The organism is Rhodococcus ruber (genome assembly GCF_016804345.1).
GTDB lineage: Bacteria > Actinomycetota > Actinomycetes > Mycobacteriales > Mycobacteriaceae > Rhodococcus > Rhodococcus ruber.
Window position 1 is genome coordinate 4,058,135 of the sequence record NZ_CP044211.1, and the last position, 15,172, is coordinate 4,073,306.

Below are 15,172 nucleotides of genomic sequence, written 5' to 3' on the forward strand. Positions count from 1 at the left end.
TTCTCCGACTACTCCTGGAACGAAGGATCCGGAACGGACTCCGCCCCGGGTCCGAGGCGGAACTCCGGGGCGGAATGCGTGCGGCTTACTTGGCGACGACGGCCAGCACGTCGCGAGCCGACAGGATCAGGTACTCCTGGCCGGCGTACTTGATCTCGGTTCCGCCGTACTTGCTGTAGATGACGACGTCGCCTTCCTTGACATCGAGGGGGATGCGCTTCTCACCCTCGTCGTCCCAGCGGCCGGGGCCGACGGCGACGACGGTGCCCTCCTGGGGCTTCTCCTTCGCCGTGTCCGGGATGACCAGGCCGGAGGCAGTCGTCGTCTCGGCCTCGTTGGCCTGGACGAGGATCTTGTCCTCGAGCGGCTTGATGTTCACGCTCGCCACGATGAGCCCTCCACTTTCAGGGGTTCGATGGTCCGAGGCCTCTTGTCGTCCTCGGACAGGGTTTGTTCAGTCACCACGGTGACTCCGCGCGCAGTCCCGTCGTCGCGGGTGCCGGAACACGCTCGGCGTCGACTAGCACTCTATACACGCGAGTGCCAGCGCTCAAGGGCAGAGGGTGCTGAATGCGCTCGTGTCGCCTCGGACGCACCACGACCGCGACGAGCGGGCCCCCACCCGGGCGACCTCCGCACGAGTGCACCCCGTTCGTCGGGCTCCGGACCCACCGCGGGCCGCCGACCCCGCACGTGCCCGTCGCGTCCGCAACCGAGGAGACCGAACTGTGACCATTCGTACCCGGAACCGAGCCGCGGGTGCTCCCCTGCCGAGATGACGTCCGTTCGGCACCCGTGCCCACGACGCTCCACTCGCGCCGCCCTCCGAGAGTACGGCTCCGAGCTGGGACGACAGCGGCCGAACGGACGAACCACCCGCGCCCGGCACCGACGTCGGGCGCGCGTGGCGGAACAGGGACGCCGCGCCGCCGCGCCGCCGGGCGGGCCGAGATCGGCGGTTTTCGGCGCGCGCCCGCACACCCCCGTCTGTTACGTTCGGATAACGGAGACCGAACGCGTGACCATTCGGTGACTTTGCGGCTCGACCGCGTCCCTGTCCGCCGGTCACGCACGGGAGGGGAACTATGCGCACGTCGCTGGGAATTTCCACCGGCGCTTCCGGAGTGGGCTCGGCCCTCGTCGTCGAGGGGCCGGGAGAGCACACCACCGAGTACCGATTTCTCGCCGCCGATCCCGAGACCGCCGGCGACCTGGGCGACCTCGTCATCGATGCCCTCTCCCTCATGAGCACCCAGATCGACGGACACGCCGTCCCCGACGCGGTGGCGGTGGCCTATCGAACCTCCGAGCACGCGGAGGCGATCCGCTCCGCGTCGGTGCGCGACGGCCACATCGTCCATCTGGTTCCGGAGACGACGGCCGTGCTCGCCTACCTGAACAGCACCGGGCTCGTCGACACCGCCGACACCCTCGCCGTCGCCGACCTGGGGGCGTCGGGATTCACCGTCTCCGTCGTCGACCGACGGTCCGGGTCGATGCTGCGCTCGGCCCGGACCGGGGACGTCGGGGGCGGAGCCGTCCGTGCCCGCGTCTACGACCACGTGCGCCGCCGGATCGGCCGTACCCGTGGCCGCATCCCGATCGACCCCGCCCTGCTGACGGTGCGCTGTCAGGGCGCACTCGAGGCCCTCGGAGAGGCGTCCACGACCCGGATCGAACTCGGTGACGCCGGACCGGCGGTGCCCCTGACCCGCACGGAACTCGACGAGATGGTGGCCGATCTCAGCGACACCGCGGCGACGTTCACCCGGCGGGTCTGCCACACCGAACCGCGGCCGCAGATGCTGGCGCTCGTGGGCGGCGCAGCGGCGATGCCGGCTCTGGCCGACGCCGTGACCTCGGCCTTCGCCGGCCCCGTCGCGGTGGTGCCGGAACCGGCCACCGCCGCGGCCCACGGCGCCGCGCTGCTCGCCGCGTCGTCACGACTGTCCTCCTATCCGTCGGTAGGTGCCTCGACCCCGACGGCGGGCACCCCCGGCGGCAAGGTCTCCGGTGCCCTCGCCGGGGCGCTCGTGATCGGTGCGCTCGTCGCGGGCTATGCGACCGACCAGATCGCGTCCGACGACACCGCCGTGTCCCCCGCCGGGACCAGCGGCCAGGCCACGACCCAGCCGGCGGCGGCCGTCCCCGACACCGGACACACGCAGATCCCCTCCGAGGATCCCCACGCCGCCGTCACCACGACAGCTGCCGACAACGGCTACGCACGCACGGACACGCCGGTGCCCTATCCCACTCCCACCGTGCCCGAGTCGTCGACGACCACGCCGGCGACGACCACGCCGCCCAGCACACCGGAATCGACGACGAGCGAGCGGCCCGAGTCGCCTGCGGACGTCCCCGGCACCGACCGGCCGTGGCAGTTGCCGGGAACCCTCCCGAGCGTTCCGCTGCCGACCGTCCCGCTGCCGACGCTGCCCGGCACGACGCCGTCCGAGAGCACGACACCGAGCTCGACGACGTCCGCGCCGCCGTCCGAGTTCGCACCACCCGAGACGACGACCGAGACCTCCTCGACCGCGGCCCCGGCGGAGGAGGCGACGAGCACGTCACCGCCTCTCATCGAACCGTCACCGGCCGCCTGATCGCGCCCGCCGATCACCGCAGCGTCGGGTCAGGCAGGCACCTGGGCGATCTCGACCGGCAGGCCGGGATCGGTGCCGACGGTGAGCGCGGAGGGCTGGGCGCCCCCGGCGATCAGATGCGCTCCCAGCGCGGCGATCATCACCCCGTTGTCGGTGCACAGGCGCGGCCGCGGCACCCGCAGCGCGATCCCGGCGGCCGCGCAGCGCTCCTCGGCGAGCTCACGCAGGCGGGAATTGGCAGTGGCTCCACCGCCGAGGACCAGCGTGTCCACGCCCACGTCCTGCGCGGCCCGCACCGCCTTCATCGTCAGCACGTCGGCGACCGCTTCCTGGAAACCGGCCGCCACGTCCTCGAGCGGGACCGGCTCGCCGGAGCGCTCGCGCGCCTCGACGAACCGCGCGACAGCCGTCTTGAGCCCGGAGAAGGAGAAGTCGTGCCGGGCGTCGCGCGGCCCCGTCATCCCCCGCGGGAACACCACCGCGGTGCGGTCACCGTTCTGTGCGGCCCGGTCCAGCGCGGGACCGCCCGGGAAACCGAGTCCGAGCAGCCGGGCGACCTTGTCGAACGCCTCGCCGGCCGCGTCGTCGACCGTCGTGCCCAGCTCGACGATCGGCTGACGGCCGAGATCCTCGACGTGCAGCAGGTGGGTGTGCCCGCCGGAGACCAGCAGCGCCACGCACGGTGGCATCGGTCCGTGTTCGATGGTGTCCACGGCGACGTGCCCACCGAGATGGTTGATCGCGTAGAACGGCACGTCCCACGCCGCCGCATACGCCTTGGCTGCCGCGACACCGACGAGCAGTGCGCCGGCGAGACCTGGCCCGATCGTCACGCACACGGCGTCGGGCTTGGTGACACCGGCGGCAGCCAGCGCCCGTCGCATGGTCGGAACGATCGCCTCGAGGTGCGCGCGGGACGCGATCTCCGGGACGACGCCACCGAAGCGGGCGTGTTCGTCGACGCTCGAGGCCACCTCGTCGGCGAGCAGGTCGAGCGTGCCGTCGCCGACCCACCGGACGATGCCCACGCCCGTCTCGTCGCAGGAACTCTCGATCCCCATCACGATCACGACTGTGACTCCTTCCGCCGGTCCGGCCGGCACATGGTGTACGCGTCGGCCCCGCTCGGCTGGTAGTACCGCTTCCTCGTCCCGACGATCTCGAAACCCTCCCGGCGGTACAGCGCGATCGCTGCGTCGTTGTCGGTGCGCACCTCGAGGAACACGGGACCGCCCCAGGCGTCGGCCGTCCGCAACAGCTCGGCGAGCAACGCGCCACCGACGCCGCGGCGCCGCTGTCGTGGGTCCACCCCGATGGTGTGGACCTCCGATTCCGGATGAACCGCGGTGCCGAGACGCGCGAGACCGGCGTAGCCGATGAGCCGGCCCTCCTCGTCCCGGGCGGCGACGTAGTGGTTCTGCGGTGCCGCCAGCTCGGCACGGAACGCGTCGGCGCTCCACGGGTCGTCACCGGGGAACAGGATCCGTTCCAGCTCAGCGCACCGGGCGACGTCGGACGGCTGCAGCGCGTCGACGAGGGGACGAGGGTCGTGGGTGGTCATTTCTTCTTCCGGTCCGCCGTCTCCACCGCGTCCGGGCGGCGCAGGTACAGGGGCACCAGGGGCTCGGGCTCCACCCCGGCGAGCAGGTCCGCGACGGCCACGGCGACCAGCCCTGCCGGGGAGGGTGTGGCCACCGAATGCGCGGGCAGCTCGAACAGGTCGACGTGCGGGCGGGATCCCGCGATCCGCTGCGACGGCTCCGCCTTCAGATCCGCCGGCCTGCACACCCCCGGCCCCTCGAGGCGGACGCCGCCGGAGTACCGCGCCCAGTACACCTCGCGGCGACGAGCGTCGGTGACGACGAGAAGATCACCGGCACTCTCGCCGGCTCCCGGCCCCGTACCGTCGGCGTCCGCACCCAGGACGTCGGCCGCGATCGCGTCGAGACTGCACACGCCGTACACCGGCACGTCGAGGGCGTCGCCGAAGGCAGCGGCGGTCGCCATGCCCACGCGCAACCCGGTGAACGGCCCCGGGCCGACACCGACGACGACGGCGTCGAGATCGGCCGGCGTGCGCCCGGTGGACGACAGACACTCGAGGATCTGCGGGGTCAGTACCTCGGCATGGGCGCGTGGATCGTCCGTGACCCGCACGGCCAGCGTCTCGATGCCGGCGGTCCCTGGTTCACCGCGGTCGTCCACCCGGACGAGACCTGCGGTGACGGCGGGGGTGGCGGTATCCACGGCGAGAACGAGCACGAGTATCCAGAGTACCGCCGAGCGCGGCGGTCACCCCACCCAGGACCAGGTGGCGGTGCGCACGTCCGAGTCCGGTTCGCGGCGCAGCCGCACCCGCAGGTGCCGTTCGGTGAGCGCCTCGACCAGTCCCTCACCCCATTCCACGACGACCACGGCGGCGGTCAGGTCGGTGTCGAGGTCGAGAGCGTCGAGTTCGTCGAGGGCGTTCGGTCCGTCCCCGAGGCGGTAGGCGTCGACGTGGATCATGCCCACGGGTTCGCCCTCGGTGCGACCGCCGGGGCGATGCTCGCGGGCGATGACGAAGGTGGGCGAGGTGACCCGGCCCTGCACCCCGAGGCCTGCCGCGATGCCACGGGTCAGGGCGGTCTTCCCGGCGCCGAGCGGTCCGTCCAGCACTACGAGATCGCCGGCGTGCAGCTGTTCTGCCAGGCGCCGGCCCAGTGCCTCGGTGTCCTCGACCGTGGGCAGCTCGGCGCTGCGCTCGGTGTGCGTGCCGGCGGCGAGATCGTCACCCAATTGCGGCGCGCCTCCTGCCGGCGTCGTGGGCGAACCCGCGTTGGATCAGCCGGTCGAGCGCACCGACGACGACCTCGGGGAATTCGAGTTGCACCAGGTGCCCGGCGCCGCGGACCCGCTTGAGCTCGACGTCCGGGAGTGCCGCCGCGAGTTCCTCGGAGCCGGAGAACGGGATGATCATGTCGGCGTCCCCGCACAGCACGAGGGCGGGCACCCGACCCAGCACCGGCAGGGCCGCGGACTCGTCGTGCAGTTCCAGGGTGCGCAGGAAGTTCACGATGGTCAGCACCGAGGTTTCCGCCAGCATCCGGTCGGAGAATTCGACGAGCTTCGGGCTGACCACGGTCCCGTAGGACGCCGCGCGCAGGATCGGCGCGATGATCGCCTTGGCGGCACCGCGGGTGTACTGCACGAAGCCCGGCGCGGTGCGGGCCAGGTGCCGGAATCCGTCGATCACCGGGTTCTCGAGGTTGCGGCCGATGCCGGTCTTGGTCAGGCCGGCCGCGGTGGTGGCGAGCAGTCCGACGCCGACGATGCGTTGGTCGAACAGTTCCGGGCGCTGCGCAGCCAGCGCGATGGTCGTCATTCCGCCCATCGAGTGCCCGACCACGACCACCGGGCCGGTGGGGGCGACCGTGTCGATGACCGTCCCCAGATCGCGGCCGAGTTGGGCGATGGTGCAGGACTTCGACCTCGGCGCGCCGGACTCCCCGTGGCCGCGCTGATCGTAGAACACCATCCGCACGTCCTTGCCCCAGCGCTCCTGCAGGTGCCGCATCTGCAGGTGCCAGGACTGCATGCGCAGGCAGTACCCGTGCACGAACACGATCGTCAGCGGCGCCAGAGCCGAGCCGACCTCGCGCACGGCGAGTTCGACGCCGTCCTCGGTGCGGACGGTGCGCTTGGGCAGCGCGAGCATCGCATCGAAGTCTTCCTCGCCGTAGATCTCGTGCGCGGGCAGGCCCGCGGTGCGCACCGCGTACAGTCCCGCGTTCGAGCCGAGCGTGGCCAGGCTCGCACCCAACAGTCCCAGACTGCCCAACAGCGTCATCGCCGCTCGCCTCCTCCGCCACCGACGTAGGTGCGGACGGTGCGCCCGCCCACGCCGGTGACCACCTCGTAATTGATGGTGTCCAGCAGGTCTGCCCACTCCTGCGCGACAGGCTCGCCGTGACGACCGTCACCGAAGAAGAACGCGGTATCGCCTTCTTTTACTCCGTCCCCGTCCGGTCCGAGATCGACCACGACCTGGTCCATGCACACGCGGCCGAGCTGAGGGCGGCGACGTCCGCCGAGCTGCACCTCGAAGCGGCCGCTGAGATTGCGCCGGATTCCGTCGGCGTAGCCCATCGGCAACAGGGCCACGGTGGTGTCGACGGGCGCCACCCAGCGATGCCCGTACGACACCCCGGACCCTGCACGCACCTTCTTCACCAGCGCCACCCTCGTTCGCAACGTCATTGCGGGCCGGAACCCGAAGTCCCCGACCTCGGGGATCGGGGACAACCCGTACATCGCTATACCCGGTCTGACCATGTCAAAACGCAGGTCAGGACGCGTGACAGTGGCTGCCGAGTTCGACAGGTGCACCACCTCGGGTCTCATGCCGTGGCGGCTCAGATCCGCGACGGCCTCGCGCAACCGGTCCCGCTGGCAGTCGATCTCGGGGTGACCGAGTTCGTCCGCGTGTGCGAGATGGGAAAAGGCGCCGCGCAGCCGGATCGCGCCCTCGGCGCGGGCCCGGCCCAGGTCCTGCAGAAATTCCGGCCATTCGTCGCGTGCCACGCCGTTGCGGTTGAGTCCGGTGTCGATCTTCGCGGTGAGCACCGCGGTCACGCCCGTTTCCCGAGCTGCGGCAACGATCGACGCGAGATGCCGGGTCGACGAAACCCCCAACTCGACGCCGGCGGTGATCGCGGGTGCGAAATCGGCGTCGACGGTGTGCAGCCAGGACAACACGGGCACGTCGATCCCGGCGCGACGCAGTTCGAGTGCCTCGGTCAGGGTCGTCACCCCCAGCTCGCGCGCCCCGGCGGCCACGGCGGCCCGCGCGACCGGGACGGCACCGTGGTTGTATGCGTCGGCCTTGACGACGGCCATCACCGCCGCCTCCCCGGCGAACTCCTGCAGCCGCCGCACGTTCTCGGCCACGGCGTCGAGGTCGATCAGCGCCTCGGCCTGCGGCAGGTCGTGGTGGAGGTGGTTGCGGGGTCGGGGTTCGGCCGTGGTCATGGGTCCCGATCCTGCCACTGCGGGCGAAGTGGCCCGCAGCACGGTCGACGGTGTCGGGTCACGATTCGGCCATGCCCCGCAGACGGCGTACTGCCGTGGGCACCCGGTCGAGGATCGCACTCGCCGACGTCGGCGCCCCGGCGCCGTCGACGCCCCCGCGCGCGGCCGTGTCCGCCGCGAACGCATGGGCCCGCGCACCGGCCGCGGCGGCGAGGTCCGGGGCCATACCGGCGGACATCAGTGCCCCGATCATCCCGGACAGGACGTCGCCCGCCCCGGCGGTGGCGGCCCACGACCCGCCGGCCTCGTTGACGAACACGTGCCCGGCCGGGTTCGCGATCAGCGTCGAGCGGCCCTTGAGCAGTACGTGCACTCCCCAGTCGGCGGCCAGGGCTCGCACCGCCGTCACCCGGTCCGGCTCGGGCCGGCGGCCGGTGAGCCGCGCGAACTCCCCGGCGTGCGGGGTCAACAGCGTCGGGGCGTGTCGGCCGCGGACCAGTTCGGGCTGCCGGGACAGCAGCGTCAGCCCGTCGGCATCGACGAGGACGGGCAGATCCGTCGCCAGCACCTCGCGCAGGGTGTCGGCCGCCTGGTGATCGGTGCCGCCGCCGGGCCCGATCACCCACGCCTGGACGCGGCCCGCCTCGGCGAACGACGGCGCGGCCACCACTTCGGGGAACCGGGCCAGGACGACGGGCGCGGCGCTGCCGGCGTAGCGGACCATGCCGGACGTCGCGGCCACCGCCCCGCCGGCGCAGAGCACGCCGGCACCCGGGAACCGGGCGCTCCCGGCGACGATGCCCACGACGCCCTGGCTGTACTTGTCGTCGTCGGCGCCGGGCACCGGCCAGATCGCGCCGATCTCGGCCGGCTCGGCCGCCACCAGGTGCGCCGGGGACAGGTCGAGACCGATGTCGACGAGCTCGACCCGCCCACAGCGGGCCGGGGCGAGGACGTGGACAGGCTTGTACGCACCGAACGTGACGGTCACGGCCGCGGTGACGGCCGGTCCGTCCACGGCACCGGTATCCGGGTCCACGCCGCTGGGGGTGTCCACGGCGACGATCGGCGCGGTGATCTGCTCGACGACCGCCGCGGCCGCCGGGCGCAGCGGGCCCCGGCCCGAGATGCCGACGATTCCGTCGAGCACGAGATCCGGGTCACCGATCCGCCCGGGATCGGCCGGCACGAGGCGTCCCCCGGCGGCACGCAGCGCCGCGGCCCCCGCCTGATGGGCCCGCTCCGGGTCGAGGAGCAGCGCCGTGACCGCGACCCCGCGGCGACGCAGGAACGCGCCCGCCCACAGGGCGTCGCCGCCGTTGTCGCCCGATCCGACGAGCAGGCTCACGTGCCGACCGGCGACGGAACCGGTGCGCGCATGCAGTTCCGTCGCCGCGATCCGGGCGAGCCCGAACGCGGCACGACGCATCAACGTGCCCTCGGGCAGGGCTGCGAGCAGCGGCGCCTCCGCCGCCCGCACCTGCTCACACGGGTAGTAGCTGCGCATCGGGTCTCCCGCCGGGGTCGCTATTCCACCGTCACGGACTTGGCGAGGTTGCGGGGCTTGTCGACGTCGTAGCCGCGGGTCTGGGCGACCTCGGCGGCGAACACCTGCAGCGGCACGGTCGACAGCAGCGGCTGCAGCAACGTCGGCGCCGCCGGGATCTCGATGAGGTGGTCGGCGAACGGCCGCACCGCCTCGTCGCCCTCCTCGGCGATCACCACCGTCCGCGCGCCCCGGGCCTGGATCTCCCGGATGTTGCTCAGCAACTTCGAGTGCAGCACCGCCCGCCCCTTCGGCGACGGCATCACCACGATCACCGGCAGCCCGTCCTCGATCAGCGCGATCGGACCGTGCTTGAGCTCGCCCGCGGCGAAGCCCTCGGCATGCATGTACGCCAGCTCCTTGAGCTTGAGCGCACCCTCGAGCGCCACCGGATACCCCACGTGCCGGCCCAGGAACAGCACCGTCGACGACGACGCCAGCTCCCGCGCCAGCCGCCGCACCGGCTCGACCGTCTCGAGTACCCGCGCGATCAGGTGCGGCATCGCGGCCAGGTCGGCGTACTCGCGGGCCACCTCGTCCGGATACTTGGTGCCGCGGGCCTGCGCCAACGCCAACCCCACCAGGTAGTTCGCGGCGACCTGCGCCAGGAACGCCTTGGTCGAGGCCACCCCGATCTCCGGCCCGGCCCGGGTGTAGAGCACCGCGTCGGCCTCCCGGGGGATCTGCGCGCCGTTGGTGTTGCACACCGCCAGCACCCGCGCCTTCTGATCCTTCGCGTGCCGCACCGCCTCGAGGGTGTCGGCGGTCTCCCCGGACTGGGAGATCGCCACCACCAGCGTCGACCGGTCCAGCACCGGATCCCGGTACCGGAACTCGCTGGCCAGCTCCACCTCCACCGGCAGCCGCGTCCAGTGCTCGATCGCGTACTTGGCCACCAGACCCGAGTGGTACGCACTGCCGCAGGCGACGACGAACACCTTGTCCACATCGCGCAGCTCCTGATCCGACAGCCGCTGCTCGTCGAGCACGATGCGACCGCCGGCGAAGTGCCCGAGCAGCGTGTCGCCCACCGCGGCGGGCTGCTCCTCGATCTCCTTGAGCATGAAGTAGTCGTGGCCGCCCTTCTCGGCGGCCGCCAGATCCCAGTCGATCTCGAACGGCCGGGTCGCCACGTCGGTGTCCCCGTCGAAGTCCGACACCCGGTACCCGTCGGCGGTGATCACCACCACCTGGTCCTGCCCGAGCTCGACCGCGTGCCGGGTGTGCTCGATGAACGCCGCCACGTCCGAGGCCACGAACGTCTCCCCGTCCCCGACCCCGACCACCAGCGGCGTCGACCGGCGCGCCGCCACGATCGTGCCCGGATGCTCGGCGTGGGTGAACACCAGCGTGAACGCCCCCTCGAGCCGGCGCAGCACCGACAGCGCACTGGCCTCGAAATCCCCCGCGGTCGGCCCCTCGGCATACGCCCGGGCCACCAGATGCACCGCCACCTCGGTGTCGGTGTCGCTGGCGAACTCCACCCCGGCCTTCTCGAGCTCCACCCGCAACGGCGCGAAGTTCTCGATGATGCCGTTGTGCACCACCGCCACCTTCCCCGTCGCGTCCCGGTGCGGGTGCGCGTTCCGATCGGTCGGGCGACCGTGCGTGGCCCACCGGGTGTGGCCCATGCCGGTGGTCCCGGCGAAGTGCTCGGCCCCGACCTCGTCGAGCTCGGCCTCCAGATTCGCCAGCCGACCGGCCTTGCGCTCCACCGCCAGACCACCCGCGCCGTCCAGGACCGCCACCCCGGCCGAGTCGTAGCCCCGGTACTCCATCCGCCGCAGTGCCTCCACCACGACATCGAGAGCCGGGCGGTGCCCGACGTACCCCACGATTCCGCACATGGTTAGCAGGGTACTGGTCCGCGACCCGCCGGTAACAACTCGTCCGTGTCCCCGACGGGTGGCACGCGCGAAGCTGATCATCGGCTAACGTTCACGCCGTGGCGGCGAAACCGAAATCCCTGGCCCAGCGGCTCTCGAAACGCGGACCGCACACGGTATTGCGCGGCAACCTCGCTCTCGCAGGTCAGCCGGGCACCGTCTACACACCCGCCGAGGGGTTCGGCCTGCCCGCCGTCGCGTTCGGCCACGGCTGGATGACCGGCCTCGACAAGTACTCGAAGCTGTTCGAGCACCTGGCCTCGTGGGGCATCGTGGTCGCTGCTCCGAGTACCGAACGCGGACCGATCCCGTCGCACCTCGGGCTCGCCGCCGATCTCGGCACCACCCTCGACATCTGTGTGGGCGTGCGCCTGGGGACCGGCCGGATCAGTGTGCACCCCGATCGGCTCGGCCTGGTCGGCCACGGCATGGGCGCGGGAGCCGCGGTGCTTGCCGCGTCCCGGCGCGAGGTGGCGGCCGTCGCGGCGCTCTACCCGGCTCCGACGTCGCCCCCGGCCTCGGCCCTGGCCGCCCGGGTGCACGCGCCCGGTCTCGTGCTCGCCGCGGAGAAGGACCTCGGCTCGATGGGCAGCGACGCCGTCGCCGTCGCCCAGGCCTGGGGCGGCGAGGTGCTGATGCGGGTCGTTCACAAGGCCACCGACGACGGCATGATCGAGGGCCGACGCCTGCTCGCCTTCCTCGGCGTCGGGGGCGCGCAGCGGAACACCCAGAAGGTCACCCGCGCGCTGCTCACCGGATACCTGCTGTACCGGCTCGCCGGTGACAAGACCTACGCGCCGTTAGCCGATCCCGAGGCGGAGCTTCCCGGCTCCGAGGTGCTCACCGAGCCCGACGCGATCGACCGTGAACTCGGCACTCAGATCAACCAGCTTCTCGGACGGTAGAACTCCTCGTCGGCCGGCTCCGGCGCGCGCATCGTCCCGACCGGGAGCTCGTGCGGATCCCGGACGCGCCGTAGGGTCTCGAGGCGGCACGCGACCGCCTCCCGGTGCTCGGCGACGATGCGCTCGAAGCGGCCGGTCACAGCGGCCGTCCCGTCACTGCAGCCGTCCGATCACAGTGGCCCCGCCTCGGCCAGGACCACCCCGTCGCCGGCCTCCTGCTCGGGGTTCGGGTCGGCGCCCTCGGCCCCGGCCGTCCCGGTCCGGCGGGCGGTGTCCGCCCGGGGTCCGGGTATCCCGGCCGGCGCAGGGGGCGCACCGTCACCCGACGCACCCGCCCGCTGGGGATCGGGCGGCAGCGGTGCCGTCGACGTGCCGACTCCCGCATCGCCGTGTTCCGCAGCGCCGTCTCCCGCAGCACCCTCTCCCGCCGTGCCCTGCCCCGGAACGAGGTGTCCCGAATCGGCAACGGGTGTGGGCGGTTCCGGTTCCGTGGCTGTGGTCCCGGCCTGTGAGTCGGATGCGTGCGACGGCGCCCGTGCGGGATCCGGCGGCGCCGGTATGGCCGTCTCGACGGCCTCGGTCACCTCCTCCACCACCGTCGCGGCCAGATCGAGGACCGCGCCGGTGAGACCGCCCACAGCGGTCACAAGTCGTAGCCCCGCCGCGACCAGATCCGTGGATGCGCCCGGCGGCGCCCACGGGTCGGTCACCGGACCCACGTCCCGCACCGCCGGATCCGGTGGCGCGAGCATCGTGACGAGTTCGGCGAACACCGCCCGCACCGCGCGGTCGGTGTCGTCGCACAGGGCGAGGAAGGACTCGACCGCCGCCTCCACGCCGGGCCGGTACACCTCGTCACGCCACCGCGCGCACCAGTGCGTGACGGCGGCGCGGTCGAGATCCGGACCCCACGCGGCGAGCTGGCGTGCCGTCGGACCGTCGCCGTCCGCGGCGCCGGCCAGGATGGCGTCGATCTCCTCGACGGTGCGTCCGCCGACGGTCGTGTCCGCGAATTCGGCGGCCGCGCGGGCCTTCTCCTCGACGACGGCGAGCACCGCGGCCGCGGCGTCGGTCAGCGCACGGTGGGCGGTGCCCAGCCCTGCCCGCAGGTCCTCCCCCGCTCGCACATGGCGGACGAGCGCGTCGACCGAACCCGCCGCTCCCCCTCCCGTCCACGCCGTCGCCAGGGCGTCGACACCGGAACGCTGCCGCGCGACCTCGGCATCCAGGCCGGTCTCGAGCCGGGCGAAGACGTCGGCGTCCACGAGCAGGACGGCCGGGTCCGTGCCGCGCTGCTCGTCGTAGCGTTCCTCCAGGTGCGAACAGGGCGGCAGGCCGGGAGCGTACCGCTCGGCGCGCGGAAGATGCTCGGCGAAGAAGCGCAACCCGACCCGTCCCCCGTCGAGCACCAGGTCGAGCCGCCGCTCGCCCCCGGTCACCGGGATGCCGTCGGCGGCATGTCGACGCCCCGCAGGACGGAGTCGGTCTCCTGGTCCAGCCACGCGTACCCCCCGGCCGCGCGGCGCAGCGCCGACGCGTGTGCGGCCGTCGCTGCCGACCACTCCACCACCGCGCGATGCAGTCGGTCGTAGCACGCCCGCACCGCTTCGGCCTCGGACCGGTAGCGGTCGTCGACCGCGTCCGGGCCGAAGCCGACGGTGTGGAACGCACGCGCACGGCAGTCCGCGTCGGTGGCCGAGTCCGCCAGTCCGTCGGCGACCGACCGGACCACCGCGCCGTCGAGTCCCATTCCGTCACGCACCGCGCCCCCTCCCTCGTCCCCCGGAGGATTGGACGCAGCGGGCGGCGGTTCGGTTCCCGGGCGGAGAAGCGCCTCAGACGGCGGCGACAGCTCCCGCGAGGCGATCGGCGAGCGCGCGGGCCAGTGCGTCGTCGGCGGCCTCCACCATGACCCGCACCAGCTGTTCGGTGCCGGACGGGCGCAGCAGCACCCGGCCGGACTCACCCAGTTCCCGTTCCGCGGCGGCTACCGCGTCGGCGACGGCCGGTGCCTCGGCAACCGCGGACTTGTCGGACACAGGGACGTTCACCAGCACCTGCGGCAGAGTGCGCATGACGGCGGCCAGGTCCGCGAGGGACGATCCCGTCGCCACCATCCGCTCCATGAGACGCAGACCGGTGAGCACCCCGTCACCCGTTGTGCCCAGCGCCGGCAGCACGATGTGACCGGACTGTTCGCCGCCGAGGCTGAAGGAACCGCGCCGCAGCTCCTCGAGCACGTAGCGGTCACCGACCCCGGCGGTGACGACGGTAATCCCGGCTTCGCGCATCGCCAGGTGCAGGCCCAGATTGCTCATCACGGTGGCGACGAGCGTGTCGTCGTGCAGTTCGCCGGCCTCCCGCATCCCGAGGGCGAGGATCGCCATGATCGCGTCGCCGTCGACGACGGCGCCCGTCGCATCGACCGCGAGGCACCGGTCGGCATCGCCGTCGTGGGCGAGACCGAGGTCGGCGCCGTGCTCGACGACCGCGGCCCGCAGACCCTCCAGGTGGGTCGAACCGCACCCGTCGTTGATGTCGAGCCCGTCCGGTTCCGCATGCAGCGCGACGACGGTGGCCCCGGCCGCGGCGTACGCGGCCGGTCCGACGTGCGACGCCGCGCCGTTGGCGCAGTCCACGACCACCGTCAGTCCGGTCAGCGGCGTACGCAGCGCCGACGCGAGGTGTGCGAGATAGCGATCGGCCGCGTCGGCGGCGGTCCGCACCCGGCCGACACCCGCACCGGTGGGACGTGCGACGACGCCCTCACCGTGCAGCATCGCCTCGATGCGGTCCTCGACGGTGTCGTCGAGCTTGTGGCCGCCGGCCGCGAAGATCTTGATGCCGTTGTCCGGCATGGGGTTGTGCGACGCGGAGATCATCACGCCGAGGTCGGCGTCGTAGGCGTCGGTCAGGAACGCGACCGCCGGAGTGGGCAGCACCCCGACCGACAACACGTCGACGCCGGCCGCCGCGAGACCCGCGGTCACCGCGGCTTCGAGCATCTCCCCGCTCGCGCGGGGGTCGCGGCCCACCACCGCGACGGGGCGCCGCCCCTCGGCACCGTTCGCCAGCACGGTCGCGGCCGCTCCGGCGAGTCGCATCGCCAGTTCGACCGTGAGCTCGGCGTTCGCCAAGCCTCGCACGCCATCGGTACCGAACATCCGACCCATCGAGCAAAGTCCTCCACGTCGAGAAATGCGGCCTGCGCCGCCTGCT

At 72.6% G+C, this 15,172-nt stretch carries 15 protein-coding genes; 2 read left to right on the forward strand and 13 right to left on the reverse strand.

Annotated elements, in window-relative coordinates:
* Positions 1-85: 85 nt before the first annotated feature.
* Entirely contained in the window at positions 86-388 is a 303-nt protein-coding gene (gene groES, locus F1734_RS18805; RefSeq protein WP_003938034.1) for a co-chaperone GroES, read from the reverse strand.
* A gap of 697 nt (positions 389-1,085) precedes the next feature.
* Here groES and F1734_RS18810 point away from each other — a divergent pair.
* Complete coding sequence (locus F1734_RS18810; RefSeq protein ID WP_225223063.1) at positions 1,086-2,606, forward strand: Hsp70 family protein; 1,521 nt, start codon at positions 1,086-1,088, stop codon at positions 2,604-2,606.
* Positions 2,607-2,635: 29 nt separating this feature from the next.
* On the opposite strand, the gene tsaD is transcribed toward F1734_RS18810, so the two are convergent.
* From tsaD to glmS, 8 genes are read right to left on the reverse strand one after another with little or no spacing between them, the layout of a single operon-like run.
* Complete coding sequence (tsaD, locus tag F1734_RS18815; RefSeq protein ID WP_010595570.1) at positions 2,636-3,676, reverse strand: tRNA (adenosine(37)-N6)-threonylcarbamoyltransferase complex transferase subunit TsaD; 1,041 nt, start codon at positions 3,674-3,676, stop codon at positions 2,636-2,638.
* Positions 3,673-4,167, reverse strand: a complete 495-nt coding sequence (rimI, locus tag F1734_RS18820; protein ID WP_010595571.1) for a ribosomal protein S18-alanine N-acetyltransferase — start codon at positions 4,165-4,167, stop codon at positions 3,673-3,675. Before rimI ends, tsaD begins: the two co-directional genes overlap by 4 nt.
* Positions 4,164-4,868 carry a tRNA (adenosine(37)-N6)-threonylcarbamoyltransferase complex dimerization subunit type 1 TsaB gene (gene tsaB, locus F1734_RS18825; RefSeq protein ID WP_017679650.1) on the reverse strand — a complete coding sequence of 235 codons (705 nt, stop codon included), beginning with the start codon at positions 4,866-4,868 and terminating at the stop codon, positions 4,164-4,166. The genes rimI and tsaB overlap by 4 nt, the downstream gene beginning before the upstream one ends.
* A 30-nt stretch (positions 4,869-4,898) precedes the next feature.
* On the reverse strand, positions 4,899-5,384 hold the full coding sequence (tsaE, locus tag F1734_RS18830; protein ID WP_010595573.1) for a tRNA (adenosine(37)-N6)-threonylcarbamoyltransferase complex ATPase subunit type 1 TsaE: 486 nt from the start codon (positions 5,382-5,384) through the stop codon (positions 4,899-4,901).
* Entirely contained in the window at positions 5,377-6,435 is a 1,059-nt protein-coding gene (locus F1734_RS18835) for an alpha/beta fold hydrolase (RefSeq protein ID WP_010595574.1), read from the reverse strand. The genes tsaE and F1734_RS18835 overlap by 8 nt, the downstream gene beginning before the upstream one ends.
* Positions 6,432-7,616, reverse strand: a complete 1,185-nt coding sequence (alr, locus tag F1734_RS18840) for an alanine racemase (RefSeq protein WP_010595575.1) — start codon at positions 7,614-7,616, stop codon at positions 6,432-6,434. The genes F1734_RS18835 and alr overlap by 4 nt, the downstream gene beginning before the upstream one ends.
* A gap of 58 nt (positions 7,617-7,674) precedes the next feature.
* The gene (locus tag F1734_RS18845; RefSeq protein WP_040272370.1) at positions 7,675-9,123 is read right to left on the reverse strand and encodes a bifunctional ADP-dependent NAD(P)H-hydrate dehydratase/NAD(P)H-hydrate epimerase; all 1,449 of its coding nucleotides are present in this window, start codon (positions 9,121-9,123) and stop codon (positions 7,675-7,677) included.
* A 20-nt stretch (positions 9,124-9,143) separates the two neighbouring features.
* Complete coding sequence (glmS, locus tag F1734_RS18850) at positions 9,144-11,009, reverse strand: glutamine--fructose-6-phosphate transaminase (isomerizing) (protein WP_017679652.1); 1,866 nt, start codon at positions 11,007-11,009, stop codon at positions 9,144-9,146.
* A 98-nt stretch (positions 11,010-11,107) separates the two neighbouring features.
* On the opposite strand from glmS, the gene F1734_RS18855 reads away from it, so the two are divergent.
* Entirely contained in the window at positions 11,108-11,953 is an 846-nt protein-coding gene (locus F1734_RS18855) for a dienelactone hydrolase family protein (RefSeq protein ID WP_040272368.1), read from the forward strand.
* Here F1734_RS18855 and F1734_RS18860 read toward each other — a convergent pair.
* From F1734_RS18860 to glmM, 4 genes are all read right to left on the reverse strand, one after another.
* Positions 11,926-12,093, reverse strand: a complete 168-nt coding sequence (locus F1734_RS18860; RefSeq protein ID WP_162919327.1) for a hypothetical protein — start codon at positions 12,091-12,093, stop codon at positions 11,926-11,928. The genes F1734_RS18855 and F1734_RS18860 overlap by 28 nt on opposite strands.
* Positions 12,094-12,123: 30 nt before the next feature.
* The gene (locus tag F1734_RS18865; RefSeq protein WP_203010888.1) at positions 12,124-13,392 is read right to left on the reverse strand and encodes a hypothetical protein; all 1,269 of its coding nucleotides are present in this window, start codon (positions 13,390-13,392) and stop codon (positions 12,124-12,126) included.
* Positions 13,389-13,715: a hypothetical protein gene (locus tag F1734_RS18870; protein ID WP_228287067.1), complete on the reverse strand. Its 327-nt coding sequence runs from the start codon at positions 13,713-13,715 to the stop codon at positions 13,389-13,391. The genes F1734_RS18865 and F1734_RS18870 overlap by 4 nt, the downstream gene beginning before the upstream one ends.
* A 73-nt stretch (positions 13,716-13,788) precedes the next feature.
* Complete coding sequence (gene glmM / locus F1734_RS18875) at positions 13,789-15,126, reverse strand: phosphoglucosamine mutase (RefSeq protein ID WP_010595581.1); 1,338 nt, start codon at positions 15,124-15,126, stop codon at positions 13,789-13,791.
* Positions 15,127-15,172: the final 46 nt, after the last annotated feature.